General features: G+C 72.0%; 16 protein-coding genes. 8 read left to right on the plus strand and 8 right to left on the minus strand.

The window, feature by feature from the left end:
• The first annotated feature begins 94 nt into the window (after positions 1 to 94).
• On the plus strand, positions 95 to 2,350 hold the full coding sequence (locus tag ACIBSV_RS08320; RefSeq protein WP_395860525.1) for an anthranilate synthase component I: 2,256 nt from the start codon (positions 95 to 97) through the stop codon (positions 2,348 to 2,350).
• Between the two features lie 248 nt (positions 2,351 to 2,598).
• Here ACIBSV_RS08320 and ACIBSV_RS08325 read toward each other — a convergent pair whose 3' ends face one another.
• Together ACIBSV_RS08325 and sigJ are read right to left on the minus strand one after the other, a co-directional pair.
• On the minus strand, positions 2,599 to 4,083 hold the full coding sequence (locus ACIBSV_RS08325; RefSeq protein WP_395860527.1) for an MFS transporter: 1,485 nt from the start codon (positions 4,081 to 4,083) through the stop codon (positions 2,599 to 2,601).
• Positions 4,084 to 4,221: 138 nt separating this feature from the next.
• A complete protein-coding gene (sigJ, locus tag ACIBSV_RS08330) occupies positions 4,222 to 5,232 on the minus strand; it encodes an RNA polymerase sigma factor SigJ (protein WP_395860529.1) in 1,011 nt (336 codons plus the stop codon).
• Positions 5,233 to 5,505: 273 nt separating this feature from the next.
• On the opposite strand from sigJ, the gene ACIBSV_RS08335 reads away from it, so the two are divergent.
• From ACIBSV_RS08335 to ACIBSV_RS08365, 7 genes are all read left to right on the plus strand, one after another.
• Positions 5,506 to 6,540, plus strand: a complete 1,035-nt coding sequence (locus tag ACIBSV_RS08335; protein WP_395860531.1) for an STM4015 family protein — start codon at positions 5,506 to 5,508, stop codon at positions 6,538 to 6,540.
• A 97-nt stretch (positions 6,541 to 6,637) separates the two neighbouring features.
• Positions 6,638 to 7,891 carry an STM4014 family protein gene (locus ACIBSV_RS08340; RefSeq protein WP_395860533.1) on the plus strand — a complete coding sequence of 418 codons (1,254 nt, stop codon included), beginning with the start codon at positions 6,638 to 6,640 and terminating at the stop codon, positions 7,889 to 7,891.
• Positions 7,892 to 7,944: 53 nt separating this feature from the next.
• On the plus strand, positions 7,945 to 8,754 hold the full coding sequence (locus tag ACIBSV_RS08345; RefSeq protein ID WP_395860535.1) for an STM4013/SEN3800 family hydrolase: 810 nt from the start codon (positions 7,945 to 7,947) through the stop codon (positions 8,752 to 8,754).
• 159 nt (positions 8,755 to 8,913) lie between these two features.
• A complete protein-coding gene (locus ACIBSV_RS08350; RefSeq protein WP_395860537.1) occupies positions 8,914 to 10,329 on the plus strand; it encodes an STM4012 family radical SAM protein in 1,416 nt (471 codons plus the stop codon).
• A complete protein-coding gene (locus ACIBSV_RS08355; RefSeq protein ID WP_395860539.1) occupies positions 10,326 to 11,258 on the plus strand; it encodes an STM4011 family radical SAM protein in 933 nt (310 codons plus the stop codon). The genes ACIBSV_RS08350 and ACIBSV_RS08355 overlap by 4 nt, the downstream gene beginning before the upstream one ends.
• Before the next feature lie 187 nt (positions 11,259 to 11,445).
• Positions 11,446 to 12,600, plus strand: a complete 1,155-nt coding sequence (locus ACIBSV_RS08360) for a MaoC family dehydratase N-terminal domain-containing protein (protein ID WP_395860541.1) — start codon at positions 11,446 to 11,448, stop codon at positions 12,598 to 12,600.
• A gap of 177 nt (positions 12,601 to 12,777) precedes the next feature.
• Entirely contained in the window at positions 12,778 to 13,233 is a 456-nt protein-coding gene (locus ACIBSV_RS08365) for a hypothetical protein (protein ID WP_395860543.1), read from the plus strand.
• On the opposite strand, the gene ACIBSV_RS08370 is transcribed toward ACIBSV_RS08365, so the two are convergent.
• The 6 genes from ACIBSV_RS08370 to ACIBSV_RS08395 form a co-directional block, all read right to left on the minus strand.
• A complete protein-coding gene (locus ACIBSV_RS08370) occupies positions 13,178 to 14,746 on the minus strand; it encodes an ABC transporter substrate-binding protein (RefSeq protein ID WP_395860544.1) in 1,569 nt (522 codons plus the stop codon). The two genes, ACIBSV_RS08365 and ACIBSV_RS08370, sit on opposite strands and share 56 nt — an antisense overlap.
• Positions 14,743 to 14,988, minus strand: coding sequence for a hypothetical protein (locus ACIBSV_RS08375; protein ID WP_395860546.1), 246 nt, complete (start codon positions 14,986 to 14,988; stop codon positions 14,743 to 14,745). Before ACIBSV_RS08375 ends, ACIBSV_RS08370 begins: the two co-directional genes overlap by 4 nt.
• Positions 14,989 to 15,232: 244 nt before the next feature.
• Positions 15,233 to 15,835, minus strand: coding sequence for a hypothetical protein (locus tag ACIBSV_RS08380; protein ID WP_395860548.1), 603 nt, complete (start codon positions 15,833 to 15,835; stop codon positions 15,233 to 15,235).
• Between the two features lie 145 nt (positions 15,836 to 15,980).
• Positions 15,981 to 17,384, minus strand: a complete 1,404-nt coding sequence (locus ACIBSV_RS08385; protein ID WP_395860550.1) for a hypothetical protein — start codon at positions 17,382 to 17,384, stop codon at positions 15,981 to 15,983.
• A 65-nt stretch (positions 17,385 to 17,449) separates the two neighbouring features.
• Entirely contained in the window at positions 17,450 to 18,862 is a 1,413-nt protein-coding gene (proS, locus tag ACIBSV_RS08390; protein ID WP_395860552.1) for a proline--tRNA ligase, read from the minus strand.
• Positions 18,863 to 19,966: 1,104 nt separating this feature from the next.
• The gene (locus tag ACIBSV_RS08395; protein WP_395860554.1) at positions 19,967 to 21,241 is read right to left on the minus strand and encodes a hypothetical protein; all 1,275 of its coding nucleotides are present in this window, start codon (positions 21,239 to 21,241) and stop codon (positions 19,967 to 19,969) included.
• Positions 21,242 to 21,555 lie beyond the last annotated feature (314 nt).

A 21,555-nucleotide genomic window follows, 5' to 3' on the forward strand; every position in this document is an offset into this window, starting at 1 on the left:
GTGATGGACCGGTCGGCACATCGCGGCCCGACGGCCCGTCGGCGCACCGCGGCACGTGGCCGGTCGGCACACCACTTCACGGAGGGGCTTCGCCATGGCGCTACCGGAAATGCTCGCCGTCCGTTCCGCCGGCACGTCCCGGGAGTTGTCCTGGCGCCTGCCGAACGGCCTCCGAGTACGCCGTTCGTCCGCGTACGCGGGACGGGCGGGCCCCGCGTTGGCGGCACTGGAGGAACGGCTCGACCGGCGTCGCGGCATGCTCGCCCACCTCGGGAACGGAACGGTCGTGGGATACGCCGACCCGCCGATCGAGGTGACCGCGCGCGGTTCCCTGCTGGCCGTGCGGGCGCTCAACGCCCGGGGTCGGGTGCTGCTTCCCGCGCTGGCCCGGGCGACCGCCGGCGTCCTGCGGGATCGGGAGGTCCGCGCGGACCGGGTATACGGGAGCATGCCGTCCGCGGACGAGGCGATCGCCGAGGAGGACCGTACCCGCCGGGCCGGGGTCTTCACGGTGCTCCGCGAGTTGGTGGACGCGATGCGCTCTCCCGCCGACTCCCTCCTGGGCCTGTACGGAGCCTTCGGCTACGACCTGATCCTGGAGCTGGAGGGCATCACGATCGCGCGAGAACGCGATCCCGGCGACCGCGTGCTGGTCCTGCACCTGCCGGACGAACTCCTCGAGGTGGACGAGCGCAACGACACGGCGATCCGGCACCGGTACGAGTTCCACGACAGTCGCGCGCGCACCGACGGACTGCCGCGTACCACCGCCGACGCCGCCTTCCGCCCCGGCGGCGCGGTCGCGAAGGACGACCACGCTCCCGGTGACTACGCCCGGGTCGTGGAGCGGGCCCGCTCGGCCTTCCGCGCGGGCGACCTGTTCGAGGTCGTGCCCGGCCGGGAGTTCCGCCGCGCCGCGACCGCACCGCCGTCGGCGGTGTACCGGCGGCTGTACGCCCGCAACCCCGCCCCGTACGCGCTGCTGATGAACCTCGGGGAGCGTGAGCACCTGATCGGCGCGTCACCCGAGCGCTTCGTCGCGGTCCGAGCGGGAGGGGACGCCGGCGAGGGCGGGCTCGTCGTGGAGTCCGCGCCGATCAGCGGCACGATCGCGCGCGGCCGCGACGCGCTGGAGGACGCGGCACAGGTGCGAAGACTCCTGGAATCCGAGAAGGAGGAGTCCGAACTCACCATGTGCACCGACGTGGACCGCAACGACAAGGCGAAGGTGTGCGTACCCGGGAGCATCCGGGTCACCGCCCGGCGCCGTGTCGAGTTCCACGCCACGCTGATCCACACCGTCGACCACGTGGAGGGACGCCTGAGACCCGAACTCGACGCCCTGGACGCGTTCCTGGCGCACCTGTGGGCGGTCACCGTCACCGGCGCGCCCAAGCGGGCCGCGGTGCGGTACCTCGAACACGAGGAGAGGTCGCCTCGGCGCTGGTACGGCGGAGCCGTCGGCCGGATCCGCTTCGACGGGGGTCTGGACACCGCGCTCACGCTGCGCACCATCCAGATCCGCCGCGGAACGGCCGTCGTCCGGACCGGGGCGACGTTGTTGTGCGCGTCCGACCCCCGGGCCGAGGAGGCCGAGACCGAACTGAAGGCCCGGGCCCTGCTGGCCGCCCTGGACGAGGCGCAGGCACCGGAGGTCCGCGTCCCGGCGCCGGTTGCGGCGGCGATCCGCGGGCGGCGACCGTCGCCGACCGCCGAGCCGGCTGCCCGGCCCAGGGTCCTGATGGTCGACCACCATGACTCGTTCGTGCACTGCCTGGGCGACTACTTCCGTCAATGCGGCGCCGAGGTGGCCACGTTCCGGCCGCCGCACCACTTGGCCGTGCTGGAACGCACCCGGCCGGACCTGCTCGTGCTGTCCCCCGGCCCGGGGCGCCCGAGCGACTTCGGCGTCGCCGAGACACTGGCCGCGGCCGAGGCGCTCGACACCCCGGTGTTCGGGGTGTGTCTCGGATTGCAGGGCCTGGTCGAATACCTGGGCGGCACGCTCGGCGTCCTGGACCGTCCCGTCCACGGGCGCTCCTCGCGAGTGCGGGTCACCGATCACCGCAGCGGGTTGCTCGCCGGCCTCCCGGACTCGTTCGAAGTCGGCCGCTACCACTCGCTGTACGTGCACGCGAGGGACCTGCCACCGCGACTGCGGGTCTGCGCCACCACCGACGACGGCGTCGCGATGGTCGTCGAGCACACCGAACGCCCTTTCGCGGCCGTTCAGTTCCACCCCGAGTCGATCATGACGGCACACGGATCCATCGGTCTCGACATCATCGCGAACGCCCTGACCCACCTGACCCGCCGACCGGCCCCGAGCACCACCCCGACCGCGAACTGACCCGCCCGCCCGGCCGGTCGTCCACACCGTGCACTTCCACGGCCACGCTCGCGCCAGGATCAGACGTCACCCCGACCAGCCTCCGGACGGGTCGGTCGGACGTGCGGACGTGCACGGATGCCCGGACGTGCCCGGACGTGCCCGGACGTGCCGAACGCCGCTGTGCGGAACCGTGGTTCCGGACAGCGGCGTCCGGCGGAGCCGGCCCGGTGGACGGCCCTTCGGCGCGCGGCCGATCCGCGTGTGGGTCAGGTCGTCTCCTCCCCGCGGGTGTTGGCGACGAACAGGCCGACCACGGCCGCGCCCGCGAGGAGGAACGCGCCGACCAGGAGCGCCTTTTGGTAGCCATCCGTGTAGGCGGAGGCCGCCGCGTCGCCGGCGGCCAGTCGGTGGGTGGTCTCCGCGGTCGCCACGGCGGAGAGGATCGCGAGGCCGAACGCGCCGCCGAGTTGTTGCGCCGTGTTCATCAGCGCCGCCGCCAGGCCCGCCTGTTCGGCGGGGACGCCCGCGTTGGCGGCGGTGGCGACGCCGACGAAGACGAAGCCGAGCCCGAAGGACATCACGACCAGGCCGGGCAACAGGTCCCCGAGGTAGGTGCCGTCCACCGGGATGCGGGACAACAACCAGACCCCGGCGGAGGCGATCAGCGAGCCGACCACGATCAGCGGACGGGTGCCGACCCGGGCCAGCAGCGGCTGGGCCATTCCGGCCGCGATCCCCACACCCACGGTGACCGGCAGGAACGCGGATCCGGCCTTGATCTCGGAGTAGCCCATGACACCCTGCACGTACAGGGTGATGAAGAAGAACATCGCGATGAAGCCGGACATGGCCACCAGTTGCGTGACGTTCGCCGCGGCCAGGCCCTTGACCCGGAAGATGCCCAATGGCATCAGCGGGTTGCCGATCACCGCCTCGTTGACGACGAAGGCGAGCAACAGGCAGGCGGCGACCCCTAGTTCGACCACGGTGCGGGTGGACGACCACCCCTGGTCGGGGGCCTTCACCAGACCGTGGACCAGCAGCACCAGTCCGCCGGTGGCCAGTGCGGTGCCGAGGAAGTCGAAGCCGCGTACCGATGCCCGGCGTTTGTCGTCGGGCAGGAGTCGGGGGATGAGCGGAAGCACGAGCGCGCAGACCGGCAGGTTGACGAACATGACCCAGCGCCACCCGGGGCCCTCGGTGAGCACCCCACCCAGGAACACGCCGACGGCGGAGGCGAGTGCGCCGGTGCCCGCCCAGGCGCCGAGCGCCTTGTTGCGGTCGGGACCGGTACCGAACGAGGTGGTCAGGATCGACAGGGCCGCGGGCAGCATCATCGACGCGCCCACGCCCTGGGCGAGCCGGGCGCCGATCAACACCTCGGAACTCTGCGCCAGTCCACCGATCAGGGAGGAGGCGGCGAACACCAGGGTGCCGCCGGTCAGGACCCGGCGGCGCCCGATCAGGTCCGCGGCCCTCCCGCCCAGGAGCATCAGGCCGCCGTAGGTCAGGAGGTAGCCGGACGGCACCCATTGCAGACCCTGGTTGCTCAGGTCGAGGTCGCGTTGGATGGCCGGCAGCGCGATGTTGACGATGGAGGCGTCGACGAAGTCGAGGAAGGCCACCGCGCACAGCAGGACGAGGGTGAGTTTGCCCCGCGCGGTGGTCAGGAACGAGGCGTCGGACTCGGTCGGAGCCGCGGACTTCGGCGGATCCGTCGAGTCGGTCGATGCGAAGGTGCCGGTGGACATGGGTGCTCCAGGGCTGGATGACGGTTCGGTTTTCGGGCGTGCGGGGATCAGGCGACGGCGTGCCGGGAACCGGGGCGTCGCCCGAGGTGGTCACGGGAGGTGCGCGCGGCTCGTCCCGCGCGGCGAAGGTTCGCCGGGTCAGCTCTCGGTGTCGTCGGGGCGCAGGTGGGTGTCGTCCGCGGCCGGCGGCTCGTGCGGCACCCGGGTGAAGTCGGGGTAGTCGATCGGGTCGGCGTCGTCGACGATGTCCAGCGGAACTCCCTTGAGCTTCTCGGGGTTGGCGATCACGTCGATCCGCACGATCCGGTCGCCCGCCACGGTGAAGCCGGCGACGCCGCTGGGCCGGTTGGGGTCGCCCACCAGCCGACCCGGGGCGCCGTTGACCAGAACGGGACGGGCGTAGGGCAGGAAGAACGGGGCCGAGCGCAACATCTGCCGCGCGACCTTCTCGGCGCCGACCACGGTGGGCGGGGCCGCGTGCCGGTTCGGGCCCGGGTCGAGTTGGAAGGAGACGTCCGGGTCGAGGTTGGCCAGGAGCGCGTCGAAGTCGCCGTCCTGCGCGGCGGCCAGGAACGCGTCGACGACGCGGCGCTGCCGCTTGAGGTCGCCCTCCGGCTGCGGCGCGGTCCGCGCCCGCCGCCGCGCCCGGCCGGCCAACTGCCGGGCGGCCGCCGGGGTGCGGTCCACGATGGGGCCGACCTCGTCGAACGGCACGCCGAACACGTCGTGCAGCACGAAGGCGAGCCGCTCGGCCGGATTGAGGGTCTCCAGCACGATCGGCGGCGCCAGGCCGATGGCGTCGGCCTCGATGGTCTTGCGTTCGGGGTCGTACGCGTCGGCGTCGGCCGAGCGCACGATCGGCTCCGGCAACCACGTGCCCGGATAGTCCTCACGGCGCGGTCGCCGCGCGCGCAGCATGTCGAGGCAGATCCGCCCGACGATCGTGGTCAGCCAGGCCCGCAGGTCGCGGATGTCCTCGTGCTCGGTGCGCGAGACCCGCAGCCAGGTCTCCTGGATCGCGTCCTCGGCGTCGGCGCGCGAACCGAGGATGCCGTACGCGACGGACCGCAGGTGCGGGCGCAGCCCCTCGAACTGGTCGGCCGTCCACTCCGCACGCCACGTGGGCTCGGGCCCGGGTTCGTTCTCCATGCGATGTAGACGAACGTCGGCGGGAAAGTGTGACACGGGGCGCGGGAGCCTTCGCGGCAAGCACCCGCCGAACGAACACCGGCGCGCTCGCACCGTCCCGGGACGGCACCGGCGGCGAGCCGACCCACCGGGCACCACCGACGGGAGTGAGCGGGTCTGCCGACTCAGGCCCCTCGGCTCTCCCCCCGCGCCGGCCGTCGGTGCGCTCTGGTAGGCAAGAGCCCTACGCGCACCGATCCGCACGCATCCGACCCACGCAGGTGACCTCCCGACATGAGCATCCACACCTATCTCGAACACTTCGGCGGCCTGCCCGTCGCCGACCTGCGGCCGCCGGACTCGAAGCAGCCCTCGGCCGTTCCCGGAAGGCAACCCGAGGAGGCCCGCCGCGGCGAGCCCACACCGCCGTACGGCATCGCGCCCGGCGACCACCCCGCGGACGCCGTCGCCTGGCGGCTGCGCCACCGCCACTGGGAGGATGATCCCGAACTCGCCGATCTCTACGCCTACTTCCTCGCCAACGTCGACACCACACGAGTCACCGCGCTGATCGTCGGCGCCTGGGACGTGGACATGTCCCAGGAGAATCCGCTGCCCGGGCTGCTGGTCCGCGACGCCGCCCGCTTTCCGGCGCTGCGCCATCTGTTCGTCGGCGACGTGGTGCAGGAGGAATCCGAGATCTCCTGGATCGGCATCGGCCCCTCCACCGGGCTCCTCGAAGCCTTCCCGCACCTGGAGGAACTGGTGCTTCGGGGCAGCGAGAACGCCACCGAGGACGCCCCCGCGCTGACTCCGGTGCGTCACGAGCACCTGCGCCGGCTCCGCTTCGAGAGCGGCGGCCTGTCCGGTCGGATCGTGCGCGCCGTCGGCATGAGCGACTTCCCCGCGCTGGAGGAACTCGACATGTGGCTCGGCGTCGACGACTATGGCGGTGACGCCCGCGTCGAGGACCTCGCCGACCTCCTGTCCGGGACCCGAGTGCCCCGACTCCGGCATCTCGGTTTGATGAACAGCGAATTGCAGAACGAGATCGCCGCCGCGATCGCGAGCGCCGCCGTCACGCCCCGGCTCGAATCGCTCGACCTGTCGATGGGAATCCTGAGCAACGACGGCGCCGAGGCGCTGCTGAACAGCCGATCCCTGGGCCGGCTGCGGAATCTGACGATCCGCCACCACTTCCTGGACGACTCCGTGGCCGAGCGCCTGCGGGCGACGCTGCGGGCATCCGGTGTGACGGTGGAGATCTCCGACCCCGAAAGCCCCCGCGACTGGGGCGGCGACCCCCGATACGTGGAGATCTCCGAATGACCGGCGGTCAGGCCCGGGCACGTTCCGCCGGCCCGCGCGTCGTCGCGGCGATCGACCCCACGGGCACCGCCGACCTCCGCGCCGCGCGGTACCTGCCGTGACCGTGATCACCGTCGTCGCCAACCCGGGGCACCGGCGCGTCGTGGGATTCGACGCGGCGGCGCGGGCCGCCGGGCTACCGGCCCCGCGCGTCGTCCCGTGGGAGGACGTACTGCGTGGTGTGCAACCGGCTTTCGCCGCCGGGCCGGTGCGGATCGACTCCCCCGGCGAGAACCCCGTCGTCCACGCACTGCTCGGCGGGCCGTCCGACCCGCACCGCGTCGAGGGCGGTGCGGTGCGCCACGCGACCTTTGTGCGCGCGCTGGAACGCGTACGAACCGCCGTGGCCGCGACGCCCGGAGCGTGGCTCGTCAACGACCCCGACGACATCGCCGTCATGTTCGACAAGCCGCGCGCGCACGGGCGGCTGCACGACGCGGGCGTCCCGGTCCCGCCCGGGCTCGGCGCGGAGGGGCGCGGCGTCACCGTGCGCTCCTACACCCACCTGCGCGACCTGATGCGCGACACCCGCCGGCCACGCGTGTTCGTCAAGCCCGCGCACGGCTCGTCGGCGTCCGGTGTGGTCGCCCTGGAGACCTCGGGAACGCGCGTCCAGGCCACCACGTCCACCGAACTGGTGCGCACCGCGTCGGGCATCGAACTGTTCAACTCGTTGCGGGTGCGCAAGTACCGCGACGAGGAGGATGTCGCGGCCCTGATCGACGCACTGTGCGCGGACGGCGTGCACATCGAGACCTGGCTGCCCAAACTCACCCTCGACGGACTCGCCGTCGACCTGCGCGTCCTGGTCGTCGCGGGCCGCGCCACACACGTCGTCGCACGCGGCAGCCGTACCCCGATGACCAACCTCCACCTCGGCAACACCCGCGTCGACGTGGACGCGGTCCGCCGCGCCGTGGGGGCCGCCGCCTGGGAGGAGGCGATGACGACATGTGTTCGCGCGGCCGAGTGTTTTCCCCGGACGCTGCACGTCGGTGTCGACCTCCTGTTCGCGGTCGACCGCCGCCGCCACGCGGTCGGCGAGGTCAACGCGTTCGGCGATCTGCTGCCGGGGGTGCTGCACCGGGGCCGGGACACGTGGGCGGAACAGATCCGCGCCCTGGTCGACGGCCGGCACCCACCCGCGAGGCCACGACAGGCGGGACGCGAGACATCGGACCGCGAAACGCCTACCCGCGAAGCGGCACACCTCCAGGCACCGGACCGCGAAGCGACGGACCGCGAGGCACCGGACCACGAAATACCGAACCGCGAGACACCCGACGGGGAACGACTGCCGTGCCCGAACTGACGACACCCCCACCGCGCCACGGGAACAACGGCCCGCACGGCCACAATCCCGACATGAACGAGGTCGTCGGCCACCACGATCTGCTCATGGTCACGCTCGACACGCTCCGCTACGACGTGGCCGCGGAACTCGTGGCGGCGGGCCGACTGCCCACCCTCGCCCGGGTGCTGCCCGGCGGGCGCTGGGAGGCGCGGCACACCCCGGGCAGCTTCACCTACGCCGCGCACACCGCGTTCCTCGCCGGATTCCTGCCCACCCCGCTGGGGCAAGGCCCGCATCCACGCCTGTTCGCGGCACGCTTCGGCGGCAGCGAGTCCACCGCGCCGCACACGTGGGTGTTCGACGAGCCCGATCTGCCCTCCGGGCTGGCTCGCGCGGGCTATCACACGGCCTGCGTCGGCGGCGTCGGCTTCTTCAACAAACGCGGCGCGCTCGGCTCGGTACTGCCCGGCATGTTCGCGGAGAGCCACTGGGATCCCGAACTCGGCGTCACCTCGCCCACCTCGTTCGAGGCACAGGTGGCCCGCGCGGAACGCGTCGTCGCCGCCCTCGACCCCGACCGGCGACTCTTCCTGCTGGTCAACGTGGCGGCGCTGCACCAGCCGAACTGGTTCCACCGGCCCGGTGCGACGGCCGCCGAGGGCGATACCCGCGAGACGCACGCGGCGGCGCTGGAGTACGTGGACCGGCATCTGGGCCGGCTCTTCCGGGCGATGAGCGCCCGCCGCCCGTGTTTCACCATCCTGACGTCGGATCACGGCACGGCGTACGGCGAGGACGGCTACACCGGGCACCGCATCGGCCACGAGGTCGTGTGGACCGTCCCCTACGCCCAGTTCACCCTCGACCCCGGCGAATGGTGACCCCGCGCACGCCTTGATCGGCGGCGGGCGACGGCCCCGACCATCGCCCGCCGCCCAAGCCACCGGGCGGTCGGCCGGCCTGTCGGCGCCCACCCCTAGAGTCGGGGCGTGCGAACACCGCACCCGGCACTCACCCACGTCCTCGGAGGTCGTCCGCTCATGGGATCGTCCAGCACCGCCGATCCCCTGGTGGTTCCGTCGTCTGCGCGAGACCTGCTCGGCTCGCCGTACGCGGGGTACGTCTACTCGTATCCGCACAAGACCGCCTACCGCCCGCTCGCCCCGATGCCCACGCTGGGCGATGTGTGGCGGGGCCAGGACCTGTCGGCGCTGTTCCTGTACGTGCACGTGCCGTTCTGTGAGATGCGCTGCGGCTTCTGCAACCTGTTCACCCGCACCGGCGCCCCCGCGGAACTGGTCGGGCGCTACCTGGACGCGCTCGAACGGCAGGCGCGGGCCGTGCGCGAGGCGATCCCCGAGGCACGTTTCGCGGTCGCGGCGGTGGGTGGCGGAACGCCCACGTACCTGGACGCGCCCGAACTGGAAAGACTGTTCGACATCGCGACGGAGGTGATGGGCGCGGACCTCGGCTCGATCCCGATGTCCGTGGAGACCTCTCCCGCGACGGCGACGCCCGAGCGCCTCGCGGTGTTGGCCGAGCGCGGGACGACGCGGGTCAGCATCGGCGTCCAGTCGTTCGACGACGCCGAGGCGCGAGCGAGCGGGCGCCCGCAGCGCCGTGCCGACGTCGAGGCCGCGCTGGCGGCGATCCGGGACGCCGCGGTGCCGACGCTCAACATCGATCTGATCTACGGCATCGACGGCCAGACGCGGGCGAGTTGGCTCGCTTCGATCGACGCTGCGCTCGCGTGGCGGCCGGAGGAGTTGTACCTGTATCCACTGTATGTGCGCCCGCTCACCGGCCTCGGCCGCCGAGCCGTCACGCGCGCCGACTGGGACGAGGACCGCCTCGCGCTCTATCGGGCGGGCCGCGACCGTCTGCGCGAGGCCGGCTACGAGCAGGTCTCGATGCGCATGTTCCGCCGCGCGGACGCCCTCCCCGACGCCGCCGGCGGGCCGGCCGGCGCTGCCGGCACCGACGCGGCCGGCAGCGACGCGCAAGGCGGCTACCGCTGCCAGCGCGACGGCATGATCGGCCTCGGCTGCGGCGCCCGCTCGTACACCACCGACCTGCACTACTCGTTCGAGTACGCGGTCGGTGTCGGCGAGGTGCGTGCGATCATCGACGACTATGTGACGCTCGATCAGGACGCCTTCACCCGTGCCCGCGTGGGCTATCGGCTGGACGTCGGCGAACGACGCAGACGCCACCTGCTCACCTCGCTGCTGCAGGCCGACGGCCTGGCCGCACCCGACTATCGGGCCGAGTTCGGCACCGACGCCGAGGCCGACTTCGCCGCCGAACTGGCGCCGCTCGCCGACGCGGGCCTGCTGACCGTCTCCGCGGCGGGCATACACCTGACCGACGAGGGCCTGGCCTGGTCCGACGCGATCGGTCCCGCGCTGTTCTCGCCCGAGACCTCCACCCTGATGCACGGATACCGGCCGCGATGACGGGCACTCCCCCCGCCGCGCCGCCCCTGGTCGAACTCGGCGTGCGCGCGGACCCGTTGACGATCCTGTACCGGGGTCCGCTCGCTTCGTGCGACTACGACTGCGGCTACTGTCCGTTCGCCAAGCGCCGCGATAGTCCCGAGCAACTGCGGGCCGATCGTGCGGCGTTGGCGCGCTTCGCAAACTGGGTGACGCACGCGCCGCACCGCGTGTCGGTCCTGTTCACCCCGTGGGGCGAGGGTCTCGTCCGCAGTTGGTACCGCCGTACGCTCGCCGAACTGAGCCATCTCCCGCACGTCGAACGTGTCGCCATCCAGACCAACCTGAGCGCGCATCCCCGGTGGACCGAGGCGGCCGACCTCACCCGCCTGGCGCTCTGGGCCACCTATCACCCCGACCAGGTCCCTCACGAGCGCTTCCTGGACCGTTGCCGCGACCTGCGCGCACGTGGCGTGCGCCTCAGCGTCGGCGTCGTCGGCCTGCCGGAACACCTGCCCGCCGCGCGGCGCCTGCGGGACGATCTTCCCGCCGACGTGTACCTATGGGTCAACGCCGCCGAGGGGCACGCGTACACCGACTCGGCGGCAGCCGAATGGGCCACGCTGGACCCGCACTTCGGCTTCAGCCGAAACCCGCATCCCGCCCTCGGTGTGCCCTGCCGCACCGGTGACACCGTGATCAGTGTCGACGGCGAAGGCACCGTACGCCGTTGCCATTTCGTGCCCGCAGTGCTGGGCAATCTCTACGACGGCTCGTTCCGCGCCGGTCTCGCACCCGCGCCGCCGTGCCCCGAGCAGACCTGCGACTGCCACATCGGCTACGTGCACCTGACGTCCCTGCCGCTGTACGACGTCTTCGCGGGCGGCATCCTCGAACGCATCCCCACCGCGTTCGGCCCGGCACCTCGGCGCGTGCCTCGACACACGTGACGACGACGGGAGTTCCGCGATCCCTGTGCGTGCGCGCTTGTGCGCTTGTGCGCTTGTGCACGCGTGTGGCCCCACGACCACTCCCGTCGATCATCGACGCGGGTCAATCGCTTGTCAATGTCAAGTAGATCGATAGGGTAGGCGACGGCATCCGACAGGCGGCGATCGTCCGGAAGGCGAGGCGGGCATGAGCACCGACACCGTGGAACCGGAACGCACGCTCCAGGATTGTGTGGCGCGCGGCACCAGGTCCGTCGTGCGCGCCCGGCACCCGGTCAACGCGCCCATGCTCGATACCTGGGCCGACGCCCTCGGCGACCCCAACCCCGTCTACCGCGACGCCGAGGCCGCCGCGGCGACCGGGCGGGCCGGGATCGTCGCGCCCCCGACCATGATCCAGGCCTGGACCATGCCCCGACTCTCCGCCCTGGCCGCCACGTTGCCCCAGGTCCCCGGGTACGCGCCCTACCTGGCCGGCGCATCGGGGCACGAGGTGTCGTCGAAGAACGGGTCGCCCGACGGCCGGTCGACCGAGCAGGAGACCGACAACCCGGCGGCGGCCGTACACCGACTCCTCACCGCGCACGGGTACACCGCCCGCGCGGCGACCCGATGCCGGCAGCGGTACCACCGCGAGGCGGCGGTCGGGGACCACCTGACCTGCGAGAGCGTGCTCACGACGGTGTCGCCGCGCAAGCGGACGGCGCTGGGGCCGGGCTACTTCGTCACCACACGCATGACCTTCCGCGACCAGGACGAGGCGGACGTGGCGACGGTCGACTGGACCGTACTGTGCTTCCGTACGCCGGAACCCGCCGGCGCACCCGACGTCACCGCACCCGACGTCACCGCGGTGGACGCAGCCGCATCCGACGTCGGCGCACCGGGCACCCCCGCGGATCCGGCCCCGCCCACACCCGCGAGCCGCCGGACCTGCCGCCCGCTCACGGCCGCCCCCCGCGTGGGCGACCGTACCCCCCTCACCACGATCCCGATCACCCCCACCTTCGTGATCGCGACCGCGTTCGCCACCCAGGACTTCTACGCCGCTCACCACGACGCCGACTGGACGCGCACCTCGCTCCGGCGTCCCGGCATCTTCACCAACATCCTCGCCACCACCGGCCTCGTCGGCGGAGTGGTCACCGACTGGGGCGGCCCGGCCACCCGGCTCCTGGAGGTCGACCTGCACCTCCTCGCGCCCAACCACACGGGCGACACTCTCACCCTCGACGCCGAGGTGACCGCCGTGACCGGCGACGAGGTGGACCTCCGCGTCACCGGCACGAACTCCCTCGGCCCCCACGTCCGCGCCACCGTACGGGCCCGCGTCACCGTCTGACCCCACCGTCGGGATCCGCACCGGGTCCCGACGGCCGAGCCGCTCCCCCACCGTGCCGCAGCGGTCCGCACACGCGACCAAATCACCGAGCGGCCAAGGGATTCCGCGACGAAATCACCGTGCGGTCACGGCTTTCCGACAGGTTCCCGACATCTTCCCGCGCTCGGATAAGGGTCGATGATGATGCACGCCCTGCGGCGGACCATCGGGGACGACGCCTTCTTCGGAACTCTCCGGCAGTGGCAGCGTGAGCACCGCTACGGCAACTCCTCCCGGCCGCGGTTCGAGGCACTCGCCAAGAAGATCTCCGCCCGACCGGCCCGCACCGGGTTCTTCGACGCCTGGGCACACGGCACCACCGCCCCGCAGGACCAGTACCTGTATCCCGGCAGCCTCGGCGCCGTGGCCCCGGGAGCGAACGGGCACCCTCGATACACCGAAGTGCTTGAGCGTCCGCCCGCCCGAAGCCGGGTCGATCGGCTTCGGGCGGGGCTTCGTCACGGCTGCGAAGGCGTGCTCGCCCCCGACCGTCGCGGTGCGATCACCGACGTCGACGCCGCCGGGGAGGCGGGATTCGTCACCCTCGGCCCCGGCGCAGGGACGTCGGCACGATGCCGGCGCCGTCGATCGTGAACGTGGTGCCCTTGGTGTTGAAGTAGGGCGAGAGCGAGTCCACGAAGGTCACCACGTCGACGCGTTTGACCAACTCTGCTTCGGCGGCCGTCCATTCGTCGCAGCCGGAGAGATCCGGCTTGGCCATCGCGAGACCCACCAGGCGCTGGTACTCGGGGTTGTCGACGGAGCCGAAGTTGATCCCGTCGGGCCCCGGGGGGCCGCTGAAGAAGGGGATGAGCTGGTCGGGCTGGGTGAGCGCGACCGGCGTCCACGAGACGTCCCATTCGCCCGAGGCCAGCACCTCGCCGGTCGTCGCCGAGGTGAGCGGCTTGCGGGTGACCTTCACACCGAACGAGTTCCACTGCGCGACCGCCAGCTCGACGGCGGACACGACCTGGGAGCCCGACGTGGAGGGGAAGGGCAGCACGATCGACAGTTGTTTGCCGTCCTTGCTCCAGCGCCCGCCGGACTTCTCCCAGCCGGCGGCCCGCAGCGCCGCCGCGGCGCGGGCCTTGTCGTGCGGGGGGACGTTCCCGGTGACGGCGTCGGCCTGGCAGGGCGGCAGCATGGTGGTGGCGATCCTGGCCGGCGGCGCCCCCTTGCCGCCGGTGGCCACCGCCCCCACCTGCTTGAGGTCCAGCGCCGCGGTCAGGGCCCAACGCACCTGCGGGTCGGCGGTGACGTGGTTGGCGGCCTCGTTGAACAAGAGCATGCCGAGCGGGTCGCGCTGGATCTGGTACTTCAATCCGGCCGCCGTCAGCCGGACCCGGTCGGCGCCGTTGACCGGGGCGATGTCGATCTGCTTGGCCAGGAGCAGATTGGCCGTGGTGGACTCGTTGGAGACGACCTTGAAGACCAGTCGCTCGGGCAACTCGCCGGCGCCGGCGCCGTCCGGGCCCCAGATGTAGTCGGGTCGTTTGGTGAAGGTGAAGTGGTCGCCCGGTGCCGACTCGGTGAGTCGGTAGGGACCGGTGCCGTCGGTGGCGTGCGTCAGCGAGTCGGGCGAGGCGAGGGCCGAGGGGCAGACCAACGGCAGTCCGGAGGTGCCCCGCAGCAGGAACGGTGTGGGCTCCGGAGTCCTCAGCGTCAGCGTGTTGGTGGCGTCGTCGGCGGTGGCGACGGTTCCGGGGGTCACCGCCAGGCCGAGCAGGGGTGAGGTGTTCTTCGGGTCGGTGACGTAGTTGTACTGGGCCGCGACGGCGGACGCGGTGAGCGGTCGGCCGTCACCGCACGTCACGTCGCGCCTGAGCGTGAAGGTCGCCGAGACGGCGTCGGTCGTCCACTTCTCGGCCACGCCGGAGACGATCCGCCCGTCGGGCTCGACGTTCACCAGGGAATCGTAGGAGAACCGGTTGAGCAACGACGTGATTCTCGTCAGCGAGGTGAGCGGGGACAGGTTGCCGGGGTCGGCGTTGATGCCGATGGTGATCGTGTCGCGACCGCCGGCGCCGCCGGAGCCGGTTCCGCCGCAGCCGACGGCAAGCAGGCCCAGCGCGACCGTGGTCGCGGCCGCGCGTACGCCGCGTCTCATCGGGCACCGCCGCCGGGACGGTTCACGAGACCCTGGTCGGCGACCTTCGCCGCCCCCGAGCCGGTCCCCACGCCGGCCGCCCGGGAGAGGGCGCGCCTGGTCTGCGGGATCCCGGCCCGGTCACCACTGCCCAGGAAGGCGAGCCACGCCTGCCTCCCGCCCTCCGGTTCGGCGCCGATCGGTGTACGGGCGTCCGGACCCACCATCCGGACGGTGGACCCGACCGCATCGGATCGTCCCATGCTGGATACCTCCTCGGAGAACGGCTCGGTGCCGCAGAGGACGCTCACGGTAGGCAGCGTCCGAACACCTCGGCTCGTCCTGCCGGACAAAGAACGGTCGCCGAATCCGTCCGAATCGCCGACGGCAGCGGCATCGTTTCAGGCCATCCTCGTTCTCCGGACGTCGATCCGCGCACCGCCCGGCTCCGACCGGCTCGAAGCCACCGGCTCCGACCGGCTCGAAGCCGAGATGCGGCCATCCGGCTCATCCCGAGGGCGACAGCTTCGTCTCGACGAACGTCCGCAGCCCCGCCTGATCGAGCTTTCCCTTGTCGGAACGCAGGATCAGCGTCGGATGGGTCGCCTGCTTCGGGTTCCGCAGGGTCACGATGGCGACCGGTTCGTTCCAGTACGTCACCGAATTCGTCGCCTCGAAGTAGCGCTGGGTGAACAGGATGGCGTCGCCGAGCGGCGTACGGATCGTCTCCGTCACAGCGCCGGGTGGAACGTCCGCGGCGGTGCGGTACATGCCGTGCCGGCCATTGCCCGGCGCCTGGGTCTGCGCCTTGCACCGCGTCGAGTTGGACTCGATCGTGACATCGCCCAGCCGCACCACGACCTGTGCGCACCCCTCGGTCGCGGGCGCGGTCGTCGGCTGTACCGGACTCGAGGCCCGGATCCGGAACCCCACCGCCTCGGTGTTCACCTCGGTCTCCCGCTCGACCGGCGGCGCGGTCGCGGACTGCGACCGGGTGGGCTCGGGGGTCGGCAACGACACCGGATCCTTCCCCGAGCTCCCGCAACCGGCCAGGCCCAGCACCGCCAGCCCCGTCGTCAACGCCGCCGCGGTCCTCCGTCGTGCCGTCACCGTGCCACTCCCTCGTTCGTTGCGTCCGTGCAGGTTCGCAGAACTGACGCAACCGGGACCCGACGGGTTCCCTGCCGCCGGTTCCGACAGGTCGGCGGGTCGGCGGGCCGGGCGGGGGGCCGGAACGGGCGGCGGGCCGGGCGGGTCAGACTCCCTGGCCGGCGCTTCGCCCCACCCGCCTGTGGGAAGAGCCACCGCCCTGATCGACGCCGAGCGCGAGCGAGGGCAGCACGACCCGCGTCCAGTCCGAACTGCCGCCGTTGACCGGTTCCGCGTCGCCGGGGCGCAGCGGCGCCGCCTGCTTGGACGCGCCGAAGCCCTTGGCCGCCAGGTGCGTCAGTCGGCCCGGCGCCGAGAGATCACCGTCCCGGATGTGGTCGTGGGTGCGCCAAAAGGCTTCCCGAAGACCCGCGTTGTAGGCGGCGACGCTTCGTCGTTCGTCGCCCGCCCGATCGTCCTCCCGGTAGCCGGCGTTGTCCCGGTTCAGCTTGTCCAGCGCTGCCGCGCGGGAGGCCTTGGTCGCCTCCCGCCACGCTCGATGCAGATCCGGATCGGTGCGTGCCTGGGACAGATGGCGCGGCCCGGTGCTGCCGACCGTCATCTGGGCCAACTCGTACGCCCGCATCGGCGTCATCCCGGCGACGACGAACGGCACCCGGAGCGAAACCGGCGGAACGGTGACCTCCGGCGCCATTTTCGCCGTTCTCGGATCGCCGGGCTCGCGGGCCACGTGTCCGGCGGCCGTGAAGTGCGCGCCCAGTTGCGCTCGGAGATCGGCTGCCGAGTCGAAGGCGCGCGTTTGGCTGTGCGCGGCGATGACATTGATGCGGGGGTCCTGGTGTCCCCCGCCGTTCTCCTTCGCCGCGATGATGTCGTCGGCCGCGCGGCCGGAGCCTCGGTAGGCCAGCAGGATCGCGTCCTGGACGGGCCTGCCGTTCTCGGTCATGTCGTGGACGCGATGCGTCGCGTCCTGGATGGTGATCCCGCCGCCGTTGATCAGCACGGTCGCCGATCCCTGTCCCTGGGACAGGATCCGACCGGCCTGGGCGAGCGCCCAGGACTCGTCACCGAAATCCTGGCCCGGCACCACGAGGATCAGGTCCTGGTCGGGTTGCAGCGGTGCCTTCTTGTTCGGATCGTAGAGCGATCCCGGAGGGGCCACCGTGCCCTCGGCCACGACGCCGATCAGCGGGGCGTCGGCCATCGCCAGTCGCCCCTCGGCGAACAACCGGCGCTTGGCCTCGCCGAGTTCCTTGAGGCAGCCGGAATCGGTGCCCCCGAACATCACGGCGGCCGAGAACCTCGCGGCGTTCAGCAGGATTTCCTCGTACATCGCCTTGTCCGCGGCCGTCGCCGCACCGGCTCCCGCCGCGCCACCGATGACGGTGATCACCGGCATCGAATCGGCCACCACGTCGTGCAGCGCGACACTCAGGTCGGCGTAGGACTCGACCCTGCGGACCGGGAACCATCGATGGTTTCCCCAGCGGTCGGTGGGCGCGGTGAGCAACTCGGGGTCATCGGACGCCGGCGACGCGGTGGGCTGCACAGTGCTCCTTCGCTCCCGTGTGCCCCCCGCCCGCAATCACGGTGCGGCGGGGGGCAGTTCGGGGATCAGTATGCCCGCGCCACGATCGCGATGTTGCCCGGTTGCTCATCGCTCGCGGGAACCGACCCGTCCTCGGCGATCAGGCAGCGCACGGACACGCCCTGTTCGGCGAGCCGCGCCTCGCCCTCCGGGCCGAGCGTGGCCCAGGGGATGCGCGCCCAACCGGTGCCCGCGGCCGCCGCGGCGTCCTCGATCGTGGTCACCTCGACGGTGCGGTCCCGGCGGCGTTCGCGGGACTGCGCCAGCAGCAACGCCTGGTCGTCCGCGAGCGCCCGGGGCACGAGCGCGGACAGTGCCTCGATCGCCACCGGCTCCTTGCCTCCCACGTGGCGCCGGACCAGCACGGCGGTGCCGTTGTCCAGATCGCGCGGCCCGACCTCGATCCGTACCGGCACACCCTTGAGTTCCCAGTCCACCGCACGGCGACCGAAGGGTGTGTCCGTACGGTCGTCCACCCGCACCCGGACACCGGCCGCCGTCAACCGCTCACCGATCTCGCGGACCTTCGCCACCACCGCGTCGTCGGCCTTGATCGCCACCACCACCGCCTGGATCGGCGCCAGGATCGGCGGGACCCGCAGACCGTCGTCGTCACCGTGCATCATCACCAGGGCGCCGACCATGCGCGTGGTGGAGCCCCAGGAGGTCTGCCAGACGTACTCCTGGCGACCGTCCTTGGACAGGTACCGGATGTCGAACGCCTTGGCGAAGTTCTGTCCGAGTTCGTGACTGGTGCCCAGTTGCAGCGCCTTGCCGTCGCCCATCATGCCCTCCAGGGTGAGCGTGTTGATCGCTCCGGCGAACCGTTCCCTGACCGTCTTGCGTCCCGGCACGACGTCCATGGCGAGCACGTTCTCCATGAACTCGGCGTACACGTCGCGGTGGATGAGCGCGGCGTAGTCCCGGGCCTCCTCATACGTGGCGTGCGCGGTGTGGCCCTCCTGCCACAGGAACTCCGTCGTGCGCAGGAACACCCGCGGGCGCAGCTCCCAACGCACCACGTTCGCCCACTGGTTGATCAGCAGGGGCAGGTCGCGGTAGCTCTGCACCCATTTGGCGAAGTAGTCGTTGATGATCGTCTCGGAGGTGGGGCGAATGACGACGGGCTCGTCCAGTTCCTTGCCGCCGCCGTGCGTGACGACGGCGAGCTCGGGAGCGAAGCCCTCGACGTGCTCGGCCTCCTTCGTCAGGTAGGACTGCGGGATCAGGAGCGGGAAGTACGCGTTCGAGGCGCCCGCCCGCTTGATCCGGGCGTCCATCTCCTGCTGCATCCGCTCCCACAGGCTGTACCCGTACGGTCGAATGACCATGGTGCCGCGCACCGGACCGTTGTCGGCCAACTCGGCCTTGTTGATCAGTTCCTGGTACCAGCGGGGGAAGTCGTCCGACCGCAGGGTGAGCACGGGTGTCTTGGCCATGCCGCGCATGCTAGGACGCGGGCCCACCGGTACGCGAACCGAATATCCCCACCCCGAATCGCCGGGCGAACGGCCGATGTCGGTGCGGCGGCGGCCGCGTCACCCACCCGGCCCTTCGGTACGCTCGGCCCCGGCGACCCTGGACAGGGGTGGCAAGGGGGGCCGGTGGTGCCTTTGGACGACTGGCTACGAGCCGGTGCGACGCCCGACGCGGATGGGCGACCGCGCCGCAGGGTAATGGTCGACCCGGAAAAGGCAGCTGCGACCTTCTGGGGCAGGGCGGACTGGGTCAGTCTGGAGGTCACCCGGGCCGTGGGCCCCGTGGACGCGATCGTCGCCGCGGCTCCGCGTCCGGCCGTGCGCGAACTGCACACCGACTCGACAAGCGGAACGGGTTGCCCGCCAAGCAGGTTTCTTCCCCGCTCCGGCCGTTCGCGCGGCCCGCGCCGGTGCGGTCGGTGGGGCCCGAGCCGCCGGGGCCGGCAGCCGGGGGCCGGTCCGGGCGGCCCCCGGCCGCCAGGGCCGTGACGAGCGCCGCCGGCCCGGTGACGGCGAAGGGGCTGACCCCCTTGCGCCAGGCAGGTCCGCGGGCCGGCTCACCGTCGAGCCGGGGTCTCGCGCACGGTTCCGAAGCCGGCCGGGGCAGATCCGGTTCCACTCCTTCGGATCGTACGCCGGACCGGGAAATAAGGCCCGTCTCGTTGACTCGTCGCTGACCACGACCCGGCGGAAGCCCGCCGTCCCGGTGGCTTCGTCGCGGCGCTCGGAGCACGCGGGACGGTGGTGCCGCTCGGCAGCCTGCCGACCGGATGTGGTGGTGGCGGAAATAAACACCGTTCCCGAAGCGGCGGTTCGCACTGCTCGTCCGGCGGCTCCTCGTCGAACGGCTCCAGTGCCAACGCCGCGTGCCGCGAGTGCGGCCGGATCACCGCGATCTGATCACCGCGCCGCGCCGATCACGGACACCGGATCCGCGAACGCCGTGCCGCGCACCGACACCGGCGGCGACGACGGCGACGGCCCGGTCGATCCCGGCGCCGGTCATCGCGGGACACCCCGGCGCGGCCACGATGGGCGCGGCGCCGGGGTGTCGGTTGGGATCCGTCAGGGCTGGTACTGGTACGCGCCCGCGGTCGCGCCGGTGGCCGGGACCGGCTTGCCGTCGAGGTCCACCGAGTAGCCGGCCGGCTCCCCGCGCCCGATCGCCGGGCTGCCCGCGAGCGGGTGCAGGTCGGTGCCGCCGGTGAAGCGCGGGTCGGCGATCGCCGAGCGGGCGCCGAGGGTGAATCGGTGTTGCGCGCCCTTGTAGACCCCGGTGTTCTCGTCCGCGCCCGCGCCGTCCTCGTACCCGGTCTGACCGCCGACCGAGATCACGTTGTTGCGCAGCTTGAGGATGTTCGAGGCGCAGCCGTCGTGGCACACCCACCCCTGCGCCTTGGCGCCGGGCAGGTTCACCGAGTTGTTGACGGCGACGGTGTCACGATTGGGGCCGAGCCCGCTCCCGGGGCCTCGGACCACCAGGAACGTGGCGTATTCGTGGGTGGAGGTGACGACGTTGTACGCGAAGACGTTGCCGTCGGCGGTCTTGCCCGTGTCGTGGCCCAGTTCCGAGAAGGTCTCGTTGTCGTGGGTGATGTTGTACTCGATCCGGTTGCGGTCCCCGTCGTAGATCTCGACGGCGGCCCCGTCCTGGCCGTAGTCGTAACTGGCCGCGTAGCTGCCGGTGATGGTGTTGTGCGAGACGACGTTGTCGTCGCCGTTGAGCAGCACGCCGAAGGCGCCGGAGTCGTTGTCGCCGCCGGGATCGTTGACGCTCATCTTGTTGTTGTCGACCAATTGGCTGCGGGTCACGGTGTTGTGGTGGCCGGTGTCCGCGATCGAGACGCCGACCACGTTGGCGTCGGCGCGGATCCCGGTCACCGTGTTGTGGTGGCCCTCGATCTCGACGCCGGCCCAGTCGCACCCGGTCAGCCGCAGGTCGCGCACGGTCCAGTAGGCGCCGGTGATCGCCACACAGCTGCCGCCGCCGCGCACGACGGGCGAGGCGCCGGTGCCGTACGCGCCGACCGTGATCGCCGCGGTCGCGGTGCCGCTGCGGGACAGTTTCAGGGTGCCGGTCCAGGACTGGCCACGCTTGAAGGCGACGGTGTCGCCCGCGCGAAGGGTGGCGGCCCCGACCTTGTCGAGCGTGCGCCAGGCGGTCGCGGGGGTGGTGCCCGCTCGGCTGTCGGCTCCGTTCGTGGCGTCCACGTAGTAGGTCGTCCCGGCGGTGGTGCCCAGGGGTGCGGCCGACGCCGGGGTCAGGGGTGTCGCGACGGAGATGGCGACGAGCGCCGCCGACAGGTACATGGTTCGCCGGTGGCGGGGGGTGATGGTCACGCGTTGCCTCCTGGGTCGAGCGCCCACGGCCGGCGGTCGGTGTGATCGCCCCCGCACAGCGGCGTCGGGCGGCCTCCCCGCCGGCGCCCGGGGCGCGCGCGGATCACCTGGATCGGGCGCAAATGCCTTACCAGGCAAGCGAGTTGTCCCAGGCGCAGAAGCTACGTGATGCCCCGCCGCGCGTCCAACCGCCCACCGCCCCCTCGCGTTATCGGGACAGCGGCACTCCTGCGGCCCCGCCCCCCGAAACCCCACGCCACCCCCTCCCCCGGGGCGCCCACGCCCCGCCCCGCGGCATTCGCCGACGACGCGCA

Origin of the sequence: Embleya sp. NPDC050154 (genome assembly GCF_044460165.1) — a bacterium.
Taxonomy (GTDB): domain Bacteria; phylum Actinomycetota; class Actinomycetes; order Streptomycetales; family Streptomycetaceae; genus Embleya.